Annotated in this window: 14 protein-coding genes; 5 read left to right on the top strand and 9 right to left on the bottom strand. The window is 74.5% G+C overall.

Going from position 1 to position 14,910, the window contains the following annotated elements:
* Window positions 1–57 precede the first annotated feature (57 nt).
* Entirely contained in the window at window positions 58–1,506 is a 1,449-nt protein-coding gene (locus ABTZ17_RS19635) for an RNB domain-containing ribonuclease (protein WP_352196921.1), read from the bottom strand.
* A 261-nt stretch (window positions 1,507–1,767) separates the two neighbouring features.
* On the opposite strand from ABTZ17_RS19635, the gene yaaA reads away from it, so the two are divergent.
* Window positions 1,768–2,568: a peroxide stress protein YaaA gene (yaaA, locus tag ABTZ17_RS19640; protein WP_352196922.1), complete on the top strand. Its 801-nt coding sequence runs from the start codon at window positions 1,768–1,770 to the stop codon at window positions 2,566–2,568.
* Window positions 2,569–2,621: 53 nt separating this feature from the next.
* On the opposite strand, the gene ABTZ17_RS19645 is transcribed toward yaaA, so the two are convergent.
* Window positions 2,622–3,374 (bottom strand): bifunctional DNA primase/polymerase, encoded by a 753-nt coding sequence (locus tag ABTZ17_RS19645; RefSeq protein WP_352196923.1) that lies wholly within the window; start codon window positions 3,372–3,374, stop codon window positions 2,622–2,624.
* Between the two features lie 257 nt (window positions 3,375–3,631).
* A complete protein-coding gene (locus ABTZ17_RS19650; RefSeq protein ID WP_352196924.1) occupies window positions 3,632–4,243 on the bottom strand; it encodes a TetR/AcrR family transcriptional regulator in 612 nt (203 codons plus the stop codon).
* Between the two features lie 213 nt (window positions 4,244–4,456).
* Between ABTZ17_RS19650 and ddaH the strand changes: the two genes are divergently transcribed.
* Window positions 4,457–5,308 carry a dimethylargininase gene (ddaH, locus tag ABTZ17_RS19655; protein WP_352196925.1) on the top strand — a complete coding sequence of 284 codons (852 nt, stop codon included), beginning with the start codon at window positions 4,457–4,459 and terminating at the stop codon, window positions 5,306–5,308.
* A 249-nt stretch (window positions 5,309–5,557) separates the two neighbouring features.
* Here the strand turns inward: ddaH and ABTZ17_RS19660 are convergent, their stop codons facing one another.
* Together ABTZ17_RS19660 and ABTZ17_RS19665 are read right to left on the bottom strand one after the other, a co-directional pair.
* Window positions 5,558–6,571 carry a small ribosomal subunit Rsm22 family protein gene (locus ABTZ17_RS19660; protein ID WP_352196926.1) on the bottom strand — a complete coding sequence of 338 codons (1,014 nt, stop codon included), beginning with the start codon at window positions 6,569–6,571 and terminating at the stop codon, window positions 5,558–5,560.
* Window positions 6,568–7,950, bottom strand: a complete 1,383-nt coding sequence (locus ABTZ17_RS19665) for a Bcr/CflA family multidrug efflux MFS transporter (RefSeq protein WP_352196927.1) — start codon at window positions 7,948–7,950, stop codon at window positions 6,568–6,570. Before ABTZ17_RS19665 ends, ABTZ17_RS19660 begins: the two co-directional genes overlap by 4 nt.
* Window positions 7,951–8,057: 107 nt before the next feature.
* Here ABTZ17_RS19665 and ABTZ17_RS19670 point away from each other — a divergent pair, with 107 nt between their 5' ends.
* From ABTZ17_RS19670 to ABTZ17_RS19680, 3 genes are all read left to right on the top strand, one after another.
* Window positions 8,058–8,816 (top strand): SDR family oxidoreductase, encoded by a 759-nt coding sequence (locus tag ABTZ17_RS19670; protein ID WP_352196928.1) that lies wholly within the window; start codon window positions 8,058–8,060, stop codon window positions 8,814–8,816.
* A gap of 99 nt (window positions 8,817–8,915) precedes the next feature.
* A complete protein-coding gene (locus ABTZ17_RS19675; RefSeq protein ID WP_352196929.1) occupies window positions 8,916–9,788 on the top strand; it encodes a PhzF family phenazine biosynthesis protein in 873 nt (290 codons plus the stop codon).
* Between the two features lie 43 nt (window positions 9,789–9,831).
* Entirely contained in the window at window positions 9,832–10,413 is a 582-nt protein-coding gene (locus ABTZ17_RS19680; protein ID WP_352196930.1) for a GNAT family N-acetyltransferase, read from the top strand.
* Window positions 10,414–10,442: 29 nt separating this feature from the next.
* Here ABTZ17_RS19680 and ABTZ17_RS36950 read toward each other — a convergent pair whose 3' ends face one another.
* From ABTZ17_RS36950 to efeO, 4 genes are read right to left on the bottom strand one after another with little or no spacing between them, the layout of a single operon-like run.
* Entirely contained in the window at window positions 10,443–11,432 is a 990-nt protein-coding gene (locus tag ABTZ17_RS36950; protein WP_502994747.1) for an SCO2278 family lipoprotein, read from the bottom strand.
* Window positions 11,320–12,276: an iron uptake transporter permease EfeU gene (gene efeU / locus ABTZ17_RS19685; protein ID WP_352196931.1), complete on the bottom strand. Its 957-nt coding sequence runs from the start codon at window positions 12,274–12,276 to the stop codon at window positions 11,320–11,322. The genes ABTZ17_RS36950 and efeU overlap by 113 nt, the downstream gene beginning before the upstream one ends.
* A gap of 22 nt (window positions 12,277–12,298) precedes the next feature.
* On the bottom strand, window positions 12,299–13,600 hold the full coding sequence (efeB, locus tag ABTZ17_RS19690) for an iron uptake transporter deferrochelatase/peroxidase subunit (protein ID WP_352196932.1): 1,302 nt from the start codon (window positions 13,598–13,600) through the stop codon (window positions 12,299–12,301).
* 20 nt (window positions 13,601–13,620) lie between these two features.
* Window positions 13,621–14,769 carry an iron uptake system protein EfeO gene (efeO, locus tag ABTZ17_RS19695; RefSeq protein ID WP_352196933.1) on the bottom strand — a complete coding sequence of 383 codons (1,149 nt, stop codon included), beginning with the start codon at window positions 14,767–14,769 and terminating at the stop codon, window positions 13,621–13,623.
* Between the last annotated feature and the right edge of the window lie 141 nt (window positions 14,770–14,910).

Genomic DNA, 14,910 nt, shown 5'->3' on the forward strand with positions numbered 1-14,910 from the left:
CTCAAACGCCGGCGGGGCTCGAATCCAGCCCCGCCGGCGCTTGAGGCGGGTCGTGTGTCAGGCCGGGGCGAAGAGGATCTTGGTGGTGCCGGGGTCCGCGCGGACGAGGCGGACGCGGACGCGTTCGCCGAGCGGGACCGGGTCCGGGGACTCGATCCGGCCGACGACCGCCGGTTCCGTCAGGTGCACGGTGCCCACCCCCGGCTCCCGCTCCTTCACCTCGATCACCGTGGCCTCGAACACCTCCCCGACCCGGTCCTTGAGCAGCGCCGCCTCCACCAGGTCCACGGACTCCCGTTCCACCGTGCCCGCCAGCCGGCCGCCCTCCGCCATCTCGCGCGGCAGCTCCGGGAGGGCGGTACGCACCCACTCCGGGGGTTCCCGGCCGGCGACCGCCGCCACGCAGAGTTCGCCGGCGTACCGGTCGACCAGGCGTCGCAGCGGGGCCGTGCAGTGCGCGTACGGGGCGGCCACGGCGGCGTGCACGGCCGGGTCCGGGATCCGGCCGTCCTCGAAGACCGTGTAGCCGGCCCCGCGGAGCAGAGCGGTGCACTCCTGGAGGAAGGCCGCGTGCCGGGGGAGGCTCGGGTCGAGGGAGCGGACCAGTCGCGCGTACGGCACGTGGTGCGGCCAGTCGACGCCGAGGGCCCGGGCCGCGTGCCGCAGTCGTCCCACCGCGCCGTCGGGGGCGCTGGGCAGGGTCCGCAGGACGCCCGTGCCCGAGGCCAGCATGAGATCGGCGGAGGCCATCCCGGTGAGCAGCGACAGCTGGGCGTTCCAGCCGTCCGCCGGCAGGGGGGCGCGGTAGGCCAGCCCGTACCGGCCCTCGTGGACCACGACCTCCTGCTCGGGCACGTCGAGGGAGATGCCGCCGCGTTCGGCCTCCAGGTCCTCGCGGAGCCGTCCGATCGTCGCGAGGAGGGCGAGGTTCTCCTCGGCGGTGCCGCCGTCGATGGCCTTCTGCACGCCCTCGTAGTCCAGCTTGGCGCGGCTGCGCACCAGCGCCCGGACGACCTCGGTGCCGGTGGTGCGGCCCTCCGCGTCGAGGTCGATCAGCCACAGCAGGGCCGGTCGGGTCTCGCCCGGCAGCAGACTGGCCGCGCCCTCGGAGAGCACCGGCGGGTGCAGCGGCACCCGCTCGTCGGGGAAGTAGAGGGTGGTGACCCGGCGGTGCGCCTCGGCGTCCAGGGCACCCCCGGGACGCACGAAGGCGGCCACGTCCGCGATGGCGTAGTGCACGCGGTAGCCGCCGCCGGGGCGTCGCGTCAGGTGGGCGGCCTGGTCCAGGTCCCGGGAGGTGGGCGGGTCGATGGTGAAGAAGGGCAGGTCGGTGGCGTCCCGTTCGGGGAGCCGGGGGGCCGCCGCGGCGGCTTCCGCCTCCGCCCGTACGGCCGCCGGGAACTCCTCGGGGATCCCCAGGCCGGCGCGCAGTTCCCGGAGCGCGGCCCGCAGCGGGGCGGCGTCCGCTTCGGCGGCGCCGGACAGGTGCATGTGGCGGCGGGGCATGGACCGAGCGTAGGGCGGCGGGGGCCGGGCGGCACGGCGAACGGCGTCCGGCGGAGGGGAGCGGGCGGACCGGAGCGGGCGGACGGGAGCCGGCCGGCGCGAGAGCGACGGAGGGAGGGGTCCGGGGTCGGGTCGGGGTGGCGGAGGCGGTCGGGGTCCGGCGGGCTCGCTTACCCTGGGCTGGGGTGTGCGCGCGGCCTGAGGGCCGTCCTCGCCCCGGGGGCCGCACCCCCGCTTCGCGTACGCACCGAAGGAGAACCCGTGCTCGTCCTGCTGCCGCCGTCCGAGGGAAAGGCCGCCAGCGGCTCCGGCGCACCCCTGAAGGCCGAGGACCTGTCGCTGCCGGGCCTGGCCGAGGCCCGCGCGGCCGTGTTCACCGAACTCGTCGAGCTGTGCCTGGGCGAGGAGGACCGCGCCCGTGAGGTGCTGGGCCTGAGCGAGGGGCTCCGCGGGGAGGTCGCCAAGAACGCCGAACTGCCGACCGCCGCCGCCCGGCCCGCCGGCGAGATCTACACCGGGGTCCTCTACGACGCCCTCGACCTGGCCGGTCTCGACGGGGCGGCGCGGGCCCGCGCCGAGCGCTCCCTGCTGGTCTTCTCCGGTCTCTGGGGCGCGGTCCGGATCACCGACCGCATCCCCTCCTACCGCTGCTCCATGGGCGTCAAGCTGCCCGGACTCGGCGCGCTCGGCGCGTACTGGCGGGCCCCGATGGCCGAGGCGCTGCCGGCCGAGGCGGGGGACGGACCGGTCCTGGACCTGCGCTCCTCCGCCTACGCCACGGCCTGGCGGCCCAAGGGCGAGGTCGCGGGGCGCACGGCGACCGTGCGGGTGCTCCACGCGCAGATGGTCGACGGGGTGGAGAAGCGGTCCGTGGTCAGCCACTTCAACAAGGCCACGAAGGGGCGGCTGGTGCGGGACCTGCTGCGGGCCGGTGCGGAACCGGCTTCCCCGGCGGAGCTGGTGGTCGCGCTGCGGGACCTGGGATACGTGGTCGAGGGGGAGGCCCCGGCGAAGGCGGGGAAGGCGTGGGCGCTGGACGTGGTGGTGACCGAGATCCACTGAGGGTTCCGGGGGGCCGTGGCTCCGGCCCCGGCCCCCGTTCTCCCCGGGCCGCCTCAGCGGCTGAGGGGCCAGGCCACCGCGTGGGGGTCGTGGTCCTCGGTGTCCGCGGCGTGTCGGGCGCAGGCGTCCGTGAGGATTTCCAGGAGGGTCAGGGGGTCCGGCAGCGGGTGTTCGGGGCCGCGGACCCAGTCCACGGAGAGGTCACCGGGCAGCAGGGCCGGGGGAACGAGGACGTAGCTGCCGCGGCAGTGCCAGCGGAGCCCGGGGTGTTCGTCCATGGTCTCGGGGTGGCAGTCCAGCTCGCAGGGCCACCACTCGTCCTCGTCCTCGGGGGTGCCTCGGGTGGCGGTGAAGAAGAGCATGCGGCCATGGCTCCCGGCGGCGCCGGACTCCGCGACGGGGCCGACCTCGATGCCGGCCTCCAGCAGCCGGGCCAGGGCGCTGCGGCCCGCTTCGAGGGGGACGTCGAGGACGTCGTGCACCATGCCGGTCGCGGTGACGAAGTTGGCCTGGGGCTGGTTGCGGGCCCACCGCTCGACCTGGGCGCGGTCCGTCGTGGACTGCGTCTGCCAGGCGAAGGAGAGCGGGTGCCGGGCCGGGGTGGGACAGCCGATGCGGTCACAGGAACATCGGTAGCCGGCCGGATGCGCGGCGGGGGCCAGGGGCAGTCCCGCGGCGGCGGCGGCCAGGAGGAGAGCCTCGCGGGCGCGGCCGGGGTCGTCCGTGGACGGTCCGCGCAGCCTGTTGAGCCACTGGGCGAACCTGCTCTGCTCGCCGCGCGCGCCGCGGCCGGATTCGGACCCCATCTATCCCCTCACCTCACCGTTGCCCCGGCAGACCTTTTCCATGGTCCCACCATCCTGGGCCCCGGGTGACCGCACTTCCCAACCGGGGGTCGGAGCCGGGCCCGACCCCCGGCGCCAATCCCTCTGAAAACCGTACATTCACGACCGGGAAACACCGGGTGGCGGGCGGGTTGCGGGCTCTCATCGCCCTGATGTGCGGGTGCGAAAGGTGCGGAACGGTGTCCTCCGGTGACTTTCGCCACGCACCGGGACGGTGCTCAGTCCGCGTCGGCCAGGGCCCCGCGCAGCACGTGGTCCACCAGGGCGTCGGCGTAGGCGTGGTCCAGGGGGGCGGTGCGCAGCAGCCAGCGGTGCATGAGGGGGCCCACGAGGAGTTCGGCCACCAGTCGCAGATCGGCCTCGGCGCGGAGGGTGCCGGCCTCGCGGGCGGTCCGCAGGCGGTCCTCGTACAGGGCCAGCTGGGGTTCCAGGAGTCGGCGGGTGAACTGTTCGCCGAGGGCCGGGTCGGTGGCGCCGGCGGCGGTCAGGGCGCGGGTGGGGGCGTCGTACTTCTCCTGCGTCAACTCGTCCACGGTGGCCCGCAGCACGAGCTTGAGGTCGGCCGCGAGGTCCCCGGTGTCGGGCAGGCCCGCCCACCCGCCCTCCTGGTCGGCGTCCCCGGCCAGGGCGAGGGAGGCGTCCAGGAGGACGGCCGCCTTCGAGGGCCACCAGCGGTAGATGGTCTGCTTGCCCACGCCCGCGCGGGCGGCGATGGCCTCGATGGTCAGCTTGTTGTAGCCGACCTCGCCGACGAGGGCGAGCGCGGCGTCGAGGATGGCGCGGCGGGACCGCTCGTTGCGTCGGGAGGCGTCGGGAGTCTTCGCGGTCATGCCGGACAACCTAGCCGATACCGAGACGGCGCGTCTCGGCAGCGGTGGGGAGGTGTCAGGTGCCCGGCCGTGCTCCCGTGCGCGCCTCCCGACCCGGTCCGACCCGCTCCGTCCCGCCCCGGACACCCCGGGTCCGGTGTTCCGCCGGTCAAACCACCCGAACAGTTCACTGCGCGGCAGGGCCCGAGGAGAGACGATTCTCTTCACCGGAACGTGTCCCGTGAGGAGACCTCTTTGCGCCGAGACGCCACACCCCGCCGCTACCTGATGTGCCCACCCGCGCACTTCGGGGTCAGCTACTCCATCAACCCCTGGATGGATCCCGCCAAGCCGGTGGACCCGCAACTCGCCCTGACCCAGTGGGAGGACCTGTGCGACCGGTACCTCTCGCTCGGCCACACCGTCGAACTGCTCGACCCCAGGCCCGGCCTGCCCGACATGGTCTTCGCCGCCAACGGCGCCACCGTCGTCGACGGCCGGGTGCTGGGCGCCAGCTTCGCCTACCCGGAGCGGGCCGCCGAGGCCGTCGCCCACCTGGAGTGGTTCCGGGAGAACGGGTACACCGAGATCCTCGAACCGACCCACGTCAACGAGGGCGAGGGGGACTTCGCGGTCACCGACTCCTGGATCCTCGCCGGCAAGGGCTTCCGCTCCAGCCCGCTCTCGCACTCCGAGGCCCAGGAGTTCTTCGGGCGCCCGGTGATCGGGCTCGACCTCGTGGACCCCCGCTACTACCACCTGGACACCGCCCTCAGCGTCCTCGACGGCGACGAGGTCATGTACTACCCGGGCGCCTTCTCCCCGGGCAGTCGGGCCGTGCTGCGCCGGCTCTTCCCGGACGCCCTGCTCGCCACCGAGGAGGACGCCGCCGCCCTCGGCCTCAACGCCGTCTCCGACGGCCGCCACGTCCTGCTGCCCCAACAGGCGCTCGGACTCTTCGGGCCGCTGCGGGACCGGGGGTTCGAGCCGATCGGAATGGACCTCGGCGAGCTCCTCAAGGGCGGCGGCAGTGTGAAGTGCTGCACCCAGGAGCTGCGCCCGGCGCCCGCCGGAACCGCCGACTGACGGAACCCCGCCACCCGGACCGGTCCCCGTGACCGGCCCCGGACCGGGCCCCGCACGCCGTGCCGGGCCCGGACCGCCGACCGACGGGCCCCGTCCCGGTCGGCCCGCCGCCGTGACCCGGTGTGCGGGCCCGACCGGAACGCACCGGCCCGGGAACCACACCCGCCCCACCGGGCCGGAGCCCGACCGGCCCCGGCCCGGTGCCGGCGGTACCGCCCGCGAGGCGCCCGCGGGCCGGCGGTGCTGCGGTCAGTCCTCGTGCCCGTGCTCCGCCGGGGGCGGCCAGGCGTCGCCCCACTCGGCGTCCCGGGCCGCCTTGTACAGGGCCCCGTGCCGCTTGGTGACCGTGGACCGGGACAGGCCCTCCGCCTCCGGGCCGCACAGCTCCAGCTGGACCAGGCCCTTGCGGATCTGCGGGCGCCGGGTGATCCGGGCGGTCGCGGGCGCCGCGGGCAGTCGGGTGGCCGCCACGTACGCGAACTTCTCGTCCTCGTAGGCCAGGGTGCCGCCCTTGACCTGCCGGTGCAGGGAGCTGCGGCTGACCCGCGCCGAGAAGTGGCACCAGTCCTCGCCGGGCACGATCGGGCAGGTCCCGTCGTGCGGGCAGGGCGCGGCTACCCGCATCCCCGCCGCGACCAGGCGTTCCCGGGCCTCGCGGATCCGCAGGTAGCCCTCCGGGGTGCCCGGCTCGATGAACACCACGGTGCCGGCGGCCCGGGCGGCCTCCTCGGTGACGGCCCGCCGGGCCTGTTCGGTCAGCTCGCCGAGCACGTACGAGACGGTGACCAGCTCTGCCTCGGGCACGGTCAGACCCGTCCCGATCACGGCCTTGCGCCACTCGGCCCCGGCCAGCACCTGCGAGCCGGAGGCCCCGGCCAGCTCCCGGCCCAGGGCCAGCGCCGGATCCGCCCAGTCCAGGACGGTGGTGGTGCGGGGCCCCTCCCAGGTGGCGTCCACCGCCCAGGTGGCCGCGCCGGTGCCGCCGCCGACGTCCACGTGCGAGGCCGGGGCCCAGTCCGGCAGGGCCGCCGCGAGGCCGGCCAGCGCGGCCCGTACCGCCTCGAAGGTGGCGGGCATCCGGTACGCGGCGTAGGCCGCCACGTCGGAGCGGTCCCGAAGGACGGGGGCGTCGGTCGGGGTGCGTCCCCGGTAGTTGGCGATCAGCCGGTCGACGGCCTGGGTCGCCTGCTTCGGCGGGAGGCCGTCGAGCAGCCCGGACAGCGCGCCGCGGAGGGCATCGGCGGTGGGGACGGAGTGGTTCACCCCGAGAGTTTACGGTCCTCCGCCGGGCCCGTACCCGCCCGCCCGGGGCGGCACAGCCCCAGGAAGCAGGCCACGGCCAGCAGCGCGCAGACCGTCTGCACCAGCGCCATCGGCACGGCCGTGCGCTCGCCCGCGACCCCCACCAGCGGCGTCGCCACCGAGCCGATCAGGAAGGAGCAGGTGCCCAGCAGCGCGGAGGCGGAGCCCGCCGCGTGCGGGGTCCGCATCAGGGCCTGGGCGTTGGTGTTCGGCAACACCAGGCCCATCGCCGCCATCAGCACGAACAGCCCGGCCGACACCTCCACCAGCCCGGCCCGCCCGAACAGCCCGGTGGTGACCGCGAGCAGGTACCCGGAGGCCAGCGTGATCACGGCCAGCCCGACGGCCAGCACCCGATCCAGGCCGACCCGACCCACCAGCAGCTTGCCGTTGACCTGCCCGACCACGATCAACCCCACCGAGTTCAGCCCGAAGAGCAGGCTGAACTGCTGCGGGGAGGCCCCGTGGATCTCCTGCACCACGAAGGGGGAGGCCGAGATGTAGGAGAACAGCACGGCGAAGGCGAGGCCCCCGCACAGCACGTACCCGGTGAACACCCGGTCCGCCAGCAGCCCCCGCATGGTCCGCAGGGCCGCGCCCACCCCGCCCGGCCGGCGCCGCTCCGGCGGCAGGGTCTCCGCGAGGCAACGCCAGGCCGTGAGGGTCAGCAGCACCCCCACCCCGGTCAGCACCCAGAACACCCCGCGCCAGTCCGCGATCCGCAGCACCTGACCGCCCACCAGCGGGGCCACGATCGGAGCCGCTCCGGAGACCAGGGTCAGCGAGGCGAAGAACCGGGCCATCTCCAGGCCCTCGTACAGGTCCCGCACCACGGCCCGCGCGATCACGATCGAGGCGGCCCCGGCCAGCCCCTGGAGCAGCCGGAAGAAGATCAGCGAGGCGGCGTCCGGGGCCACCGCGCACAGGGCGGTGGCCAGCACGTAGGCGACCATCCCGATCAGCAGCGGGCGGCGGCGGCCCCACCGGTCGCTCATCGGCCCGATGACCAGCTGGCCCACGGCCATGCCCGCCAGGCAGGCGGTGAGGGTGAGCTGCACCGTGGCCGCGGGCGCGGCCAGGGCCCCGGTCACCTCCGGGAGGGCGGGGAGGTACATGTCCATGGACAGCGGCGGCAGCGCGGACAGCCCGCCCAACACCAGGACGATCAGCAGCCCGGCCCGGCGGACCGCCGGCGGCGCCGCCCCGACCGCCGGCGGGCCGGGCACCGGGGACACCGGCGCGGCGGGTCCGGGCACGGCGGGGACGGGACCCGGGGAACCCGGCATCGCCGGGACGGGTATCGCGGAGGGTGGGTCGGTGGCGCGGCCGCGGTCCGGCATCGGTGCTCCTGGGGTCTCTTCGCCCGGCCCCCTGGCCGGCGCGGCCATGCTCTCAGCAGGTGGAACGTCCCGGGGCTCCGGCGCCCCGTCCCGTACATTGCGGCTCCATGAACGCAACCGGGAAGAAGATCGCTGTAGTCACCGGAGCCGGCTCCGGGATCGGCCGGTCGGTGGCCCTGACCCTCGCCGCCGCCGGCTGGTCGGTGGCCCTCGTCGGCCGTCGGACCGAGCCCCTGGAACGCACCGCGCGGGAGGCCGGCGGGGACGACACCCTCACCGTGCCCGCCGACGTGTCCGACGCCGCGCAGGTCGACGGGGTGTTCGCGGCCGTCCGCGAGCGGTACGGCCGGCTCGACCTGCTCTTCAACAACGCCGGCACCTTCGGCCCGGCCGGGGTCCCGCTGGAAGAGCTCACCGCGGACGCCTGGCGACAGGTCGTCGACGTCAACCTGACCGGCGCCTTCCTCTGCGCCCAGGGCGCCTTCCGGCTGATGAAGGAACAGGATCCGCAGGGCGGCCGCATCATCAACAACGGCTCCCTCTCCGCGCACGTCCCGCGCCCGCACTCCGTGGCGTACACCGCCACCAAGCACGCCGTCACCGGACTCACCAAGTCCCTTTCGCTGGACGGCCGTCCGTACCGGATCGCCTGCGGCCAGATCGACATCGGCAACGCCGCCACCGAGATGACCGAGCGGATGCGGACCGGCATCCTCCAGGCCCACGGACAACTGGCCCCGGAGCCCGTGATGGACGCCGCCGACGTGGCCCGCACCGTGCTGCACATGGCGGAGCTGCCGTTGGAGGCCAACGTGCAGTTCGCCACCGTGATGGCCACGAACATGCCGTACGTCGGCCGCGGCTGAACCCCCGTCGCCGGCCGGTCCGCACACCGGCCGGGACCCCTGCCGAACCGCCCACCACCTCGGGGAATAGCCCCGCACCGGACCGGGGTTGGCACGACCATGACGCATCCCGAGGTACTCCGCTACACCGCCTTCTCCGCCGACCCCGCGGGCGGCAACCCCGCCGGAGTGGTCCTGGACTCCACCGGGCTCGACGCGGCGGCCATGCTCGGCATCGCGGCGGCCCTCGGCTACAGCGAGACCGCCTTCCTCACCCCCGCCGGCCCGACGGGCCCCGGCGGCACGGGCCCCGGAGTCTTCGACGTGCGCTACTTCAGCCCGAAGACCGAGGTGCCCTTCTGCGGGCACGCCACCGTCGCCGCCGCGGTCGCCCTCGCCGAGCGCTCGGGCCCCGGCGCCCTGCTCTTCCGCACCGCCGCCGGGGAGGTCCCCGTCGAGACCGCGCGGAACGACGGCCGCCTGCGCGCCACCCTGACCAGCGTCGAACCGCACACCGAGGAGATCGCGGACGCCGACCTCACCGAAGCCCTCGCCGCCCTCGACTGGCCGGCCGCCGACCTGGACCCCGCCCTCCCCCCGCGGATCGCCTTCGCCGGCGCCCGCCACCTGGTGATCGGGGCCGCCACCCGGGAACGCCTCGCCGCACTCTCCTACGACGTGCCCCGGCTGACCGCCCTCATGGAACGCCTCGACCTGGTGACCCTCCAACTCGTGCACCGGGCCGCACCGGAGGTCTTCCACGTCCGCGACCCGTTCCCCGTCGGCGGGGTCTACGAGGACCCGGCCACCGGCGCCGCGGCCGCCGCCTTCGGCGCCTACGCCCGCGAACTCGGCCTGGTCCCCGCCGCGTCCGTCCTGACCCTGCACCAGGGCGAGGACCTCGGCCGCCCCGGCGTGCTCACCGTGGAACTCCGCGCGGGCGACCCCCGGGTCCGCGTCTCCGGCGAGGGCGCCGCCCTCCCCACCGCCTGACCGGGAACACCACCGCGCCCCACCGCTCCTGTTGACTGGGGGGATGCGCGTACTGACCTGTCCCGAAGCCGACACCCCCGGCGCCCTCCGCGAGCAGGTCCTGGCCCTCCAGGACGAGGCGTGGCCGCCGGGGGACGGCCGGCCCTCCACGGGCCCGAGCCACGATCCCGCCCTGCGGCCCCTCTCCCTGCTGCTCCTCGACGGGAGGGACACCGTCCTGGCCGCCCTCGACCTCCTCCACAAGGAGATCGACCACGCCGGACACCGCTACCGGGCCGCCGGGCTGAGCACCGTGGTGACCCGCGCGGCCGTCCGCGGCCGCGGCCACGGTCTCCGCCTGGTCCGCGCGGCACGCACGGCCCTCGAAGCCGACCCGGACGTGGACCTGGCCCTGTTCACCTGCGACCGGCCCCTGGTCCCCTTCTACGAGGCGGCCGGCTGGCAGCCGCTCCCCGGAGCGGTCCTGGTCGGCGGCACCCCCGAGGACCCCTTCCCCAGCGACGCCCCCGGCTTCACCAAGACCGTGCTCGCGGACTTCTTCTCACCCCGGGCCCGGGCCCGCCGCGACGACTTCCCCGGCACCCGGATCCTCCTGCACCCGGGCCCCGTGGACCGCCTCTGGTGAGGGACCGGCCCCGGCCGGCGCGGCCCGGGCTACTCGCCCCGGGCGGAGATCAACCCGTGGGAACGGCTCAGGAACTGCACCCGGGCCCCGGCGGTCGCCGCCGTCGGCACCGTCACCGCCTCCGTGGACACCATCTCCCGGATCAGGGTGTCCGTGGCCGTACCCGTCATGATCGCCTTGATGTTCGCGGTCACCGGCAGCTTCGGCTTCTTCGCGGAACCGTCCAGCTTCATCTGCTCGAACTGCCGGGTCGCGAAGAACGCCAGCGCCCCGCCGTCCGCGGTGCGCAGCGCCACCGGCCCGTACGCCCCCGCCACCGACTCCTGGTCCAGCCACTGCGTGGTGTAACCCGGCCGGTAGGCGTCCCGGGCCCGGACCGCCCGGCGCCCCGTCGTGTGGGTGCCCGGCGCGAAACCGTTCGGCACCCCGTCCCCGAGGTAGCGGGCGTACCGCTCGCTCAGCTCGCCGACGGGTATGGACAGGCCCGTGTCCTCGGGGGCCACCGGCTCCGCCCAGCCCTCCCGGTCCGTCTTGAACACCGGCATCTGGCCCGCCGGGATGTTCAGCACGTACGTGACCTTCCACGGGCGGTCCGCGGACTCCTTGTTGAAGACCAGCGCCACCCGACGGTCCGCCTTCGCGGTGCCCTCGTCGCGATTGCTGTCGGCGTCCGCGAGGAACCAGCGCGGCCAGCCCGCCTTCTTCGGGATCACGAACTTCGTGTCCGACAGCACCAGCGGCTGGTAGTCCGGCTTCCCGCCGGGCTTCTGCGCCCGGCTGCCCCGCAGGCTCGCCTTGCGGCGGTCCCCGTACGGGCCGGCCGTCACCGTCGCGATCAGATCCGCGTCGTACGCCTTCTCGGCCTTGTTGTACGTCGCCAGGAACGACTGCAGGGTCAGCGCGGCCTCAGCCCGCGACACCGTCGGTACCAGTGCTTCCGCGCCCCGTACCGTCGTGCACCCGCTCGCCGTCACGGCCAGCACGGTCGCCGCCGCCGTCAGTACGGCCGCCTGCCTCAGCCTGCTCATGGGTGTTCTTCTGCTCCTTCGCCCCCGCTGACCGTCCGAACCCTACCGGGGCCAGGAAAAGCCCGAGCGCCGGGATCAGGTAGAGGATCCACACCGTGACCTGCAGCACGGTCGGATCCGGCTGGAAATTGAAGGTGCCCTTCAGAAGGGTCCCGTACCAGCTGTCCGGTGGGACCGCCCCGCTCACGTCGAACGCTTTGTTCGTCAGCCCCGCCAGGAAGTCCGCCTCCTGGAGGTCGTGCACCCCGTACGCGAGCACCCCGGCGGCCACCACGACGAGCATCCCGCCGGTCCAGGTGAAGAACCGCGCCAGGTCGATCCTCAGCGCGCCCCGGTAGAACAGCCAGCCCAGCAGCACCGAGGAGGCGATGCCGAGCAGCACCCCGGTCAGCGGGGCCGCGCCGTCCCCGGCCGCCTTCACGGAACGCCACACGAACAGCGAGGTCTCCAGGCCCTCCCGGCCCACCGCCAGCAGGGCCGTGGTCACCAGCGCCCCGGTGCCCATGGCCAGCGCGGCGTCCAGCTTGCCGTGCAGCTCGGCCTTCAGGTGCCGGGCGGTGCGCTTCATCCAGAAGACCATCCAGGTCACCAGGCCCACCGCGACGATCGACAGACTGCCGCCGATCAGCTCCTGCGCCTCGAAGGTCAGCTCCTTGGTGCCGAACTCCAGGGCGGCCCCGAAGCCGAGGCTGACCGCGGCCGCGATGCCCACGCCCAGCCAGATGGTCCACAGCCGGTCCCGGTGCCCGGTCTTCACCAGGTACGCCACCAGGATGCAGACGACCAGACTGGCCTCCAGCCCCTCGCGCAGGCCGATCAGATAGTTGCTGAACACGTCGGTCCCTCCTTCGCGCCCGTCAGGCGAACAGCGCCCGGCCCCACCAGTCGCCCGTGTCGCGGACGCCCGGCGGGACGGCGAACACGGCCGATCCCACGTGCTGGATGTATTCGTTGAGGGCGTCGGACCGGGCCAGGTTCCGCTGGACCGGGACGAAGCCCTTGTGCAGGTCGCGCTGGTAGGCCAGGAAGAACAGGCCCGCGTCCAGGCGGCCCAGGCCGTCGGTGCCGTCGGTGAAGGAGTAGCCCCGCCGCAGCAGGGCGGCCCCGCCGTTGCTGTCGGGGTGGGCGAGCCGGACGTGCGCGTCCGGCTTCATGGCCTTCAGGAACGGCTCGTCGTGCTCCTTCGCCCTGCCGACCGCGGCGCCCTCGGCCTTGTCCCGGCCGAAGACGTCCTCCTGCTCCCGCAGCGAGGTGCGGTCCCAGGTCTCGATGTTCATCCGGATCCGCCGGGCCACCAGGTACGAGCCGCCCGCGAGCCAGGAAGCGGCGGGAGCGAGGTCCTTCGGGGCCACCCACACGTGCCGGTCGAGGGCCGCGGTGTCGGTACCGGAGACGTTCCGGGTGCCGTCCTTGAAGCCCATCATGTTGCGCGGGGTCTGTTCCTCGGGGGTGGTCGAGGAGGTCTTCCCGAAGCCGAGTTGGGACCAGCGCACGGCCACCGTGCCGAAGCCGATCCGGGCGAGCTGCCGGATGGCGTGCACGGCGACCTGCGGGTCGTCGGCGCAGGCCTGGACGCACAGGTCCCCGCCGGAGCGGGCCGGGTCCAGGTTGTCCCCGGGGAACTTCTCCAGTTCCACCAGCCCTGCCGGGCGCCGTCCGTCCAGGCCGAACCGGTCCCGGGCGAACAGCGAGGGCCCGAAGCCGACGGTGAGGGTGAGCCGGGACGCCTTCAGTCCGAGGGCCTCGCCGGTGTCGTCGGGCGGGGCCTCGGGGAGACCGCCGACGGCCCCCTCGCCCACGGGCAGGCCCGCGGTCATTCGCTCGGCGGCGCGCGTCCACTCCCGGAGGAGGCGGACGAGTTCGGCGCGGTCCCGGGTCTTCACGTCGAAGGCGGCGAAGTGCAGCCGGTCCTGGACGGCGCTGGCGATCCCGGCCTGGTGGGCGCCGTGGAAGGGGACCGCGGCCCCCGTCAGCGCGGCCGGGGCCTGGTCGGTGCCGCGGCCGAGGACGGCGGCGGTGCCGCCCGCGGCGGCCGCGCCGAGGGCCAGCCCGGCCCCGCCCCAGCCCAGTACGGAGCGCCGGGAGGGCGCATCGGCGGGCGGGGCGGGCGCCGGGGCGTTCGGGTCCTCGGCGGGTGGGCCTTCGGGTGCTGCGGTCATGTCGGTGGTCCCCGTTCCGGCTACTTGACGACGGCGGCGGCGAGCTTGGAGAGGGGCTCGGCGAGGGCGTTGACCCCGTCGGAGAGTTCCTTGCGCTGGGGCTGCGGGACCTTGTCGTAGGAGACGAAGGCGAACGCGTCCTTGCCGGTGCGGTGCTCGTCCAGCAGGGCGAAGAGGGCGGCGAAGCGGGTGTCGAGCTGCTGGGCGAGGGCGGCGTCGTTCCTGCGGACCACTGGCTCCAGCAGGGTGTAGGCCTCGCGGGCGCCCTCGACGTTGGCCTGGAAGTCGACGAGGTCGGTGTGGCTGTAGCGCTCTTCCTCGCCGGTGACCTTGCCGGTGGCGACCTCGTCGAGGAGTTCCTTGGCGCCGTTGGCCATGGAGGTCGGGGTGATCTCGGCGCGGCCCACGCGCTTCTGCCAGTCGAGGAGGTCCTTGTCGAGGAGGTCGGCGAGTTCCTTCTCGCGGTCGCCGATCTTCTTGTCCTGCCAGAGGGCCTTCTCCAGGCGGTGCCAGCCGGTCCAGTCCTTCGCGGGGTCCTGACCGGCCTCCAGGCCGTCCTCGCGGACGTCGACCTTGGGGTCGATGTCGCCGAAGGACTCGGCCACCGGCTCGGTGCGCTCCCAGCCGACGCGGGAGGCGGCGTACGCCTTCTTCGCGCCTTCGACGTCACCGGCGCGGACCGCGTCGGTGAACGCCTTGACCAGGGGGAGGGTCTCGTCGGCCTGCCGCTGCACGTAGGTGCGGTAGCCGGCGACGGCGGCGTCCAGGGCGGGGGAGCGCTTGGCGACGGTGCCGCCGGTGGCCTTGACCTCCTGGCGGATGCCGTCGCCCTTCATGCCGGGCTTGCAGGCGATGGCGTAGTCGCCGGCCTTGATCTCGGCGGTGATGGTGGCCTTGGTGCCGGGGCCGATGTTCTCGCGCTCGGTGACGATCCTGTCGTCCGGGAAGAGGACGTAGACCTCGGTGACCTTGGAGCCCTTGTTCTCCACGGCCAGCCGCACGTGCCCGGCGGGGAACTCCGTCTTCGACACCTCGCAGGAGGTGTCCGTGGCGGTGATCCGGATCGCCCCGTCGCCGTCCGCGGCGCCCTTCTCGGCGCAGCCGGTGAGCGCGGTCAGGGCGGTCACGGCCGCCGTGGCGGTGACGACGGACAGGCGGACGGGGCGCATGGGGGCTCCTGGCGATGGGCACGGGCCTGCCCCGGACGGGGTCGGGCGGGAGGTGAGGCGGACCTAACTTAACCGAGGCTTACCTCAGGTCAATCCGGTCGTCCAGTGATCCGGCTCTCACCGTCCGCCCCCGGACACGGG

The organism is Streptomyces sp. NPDC097619, assembly GCF_040302735.1.
Classification (GTDB): Bacteria; Actinomycetota; Actinomycetes; order Streptomycetales; family Streptomycetaceae; genus Streptomyces.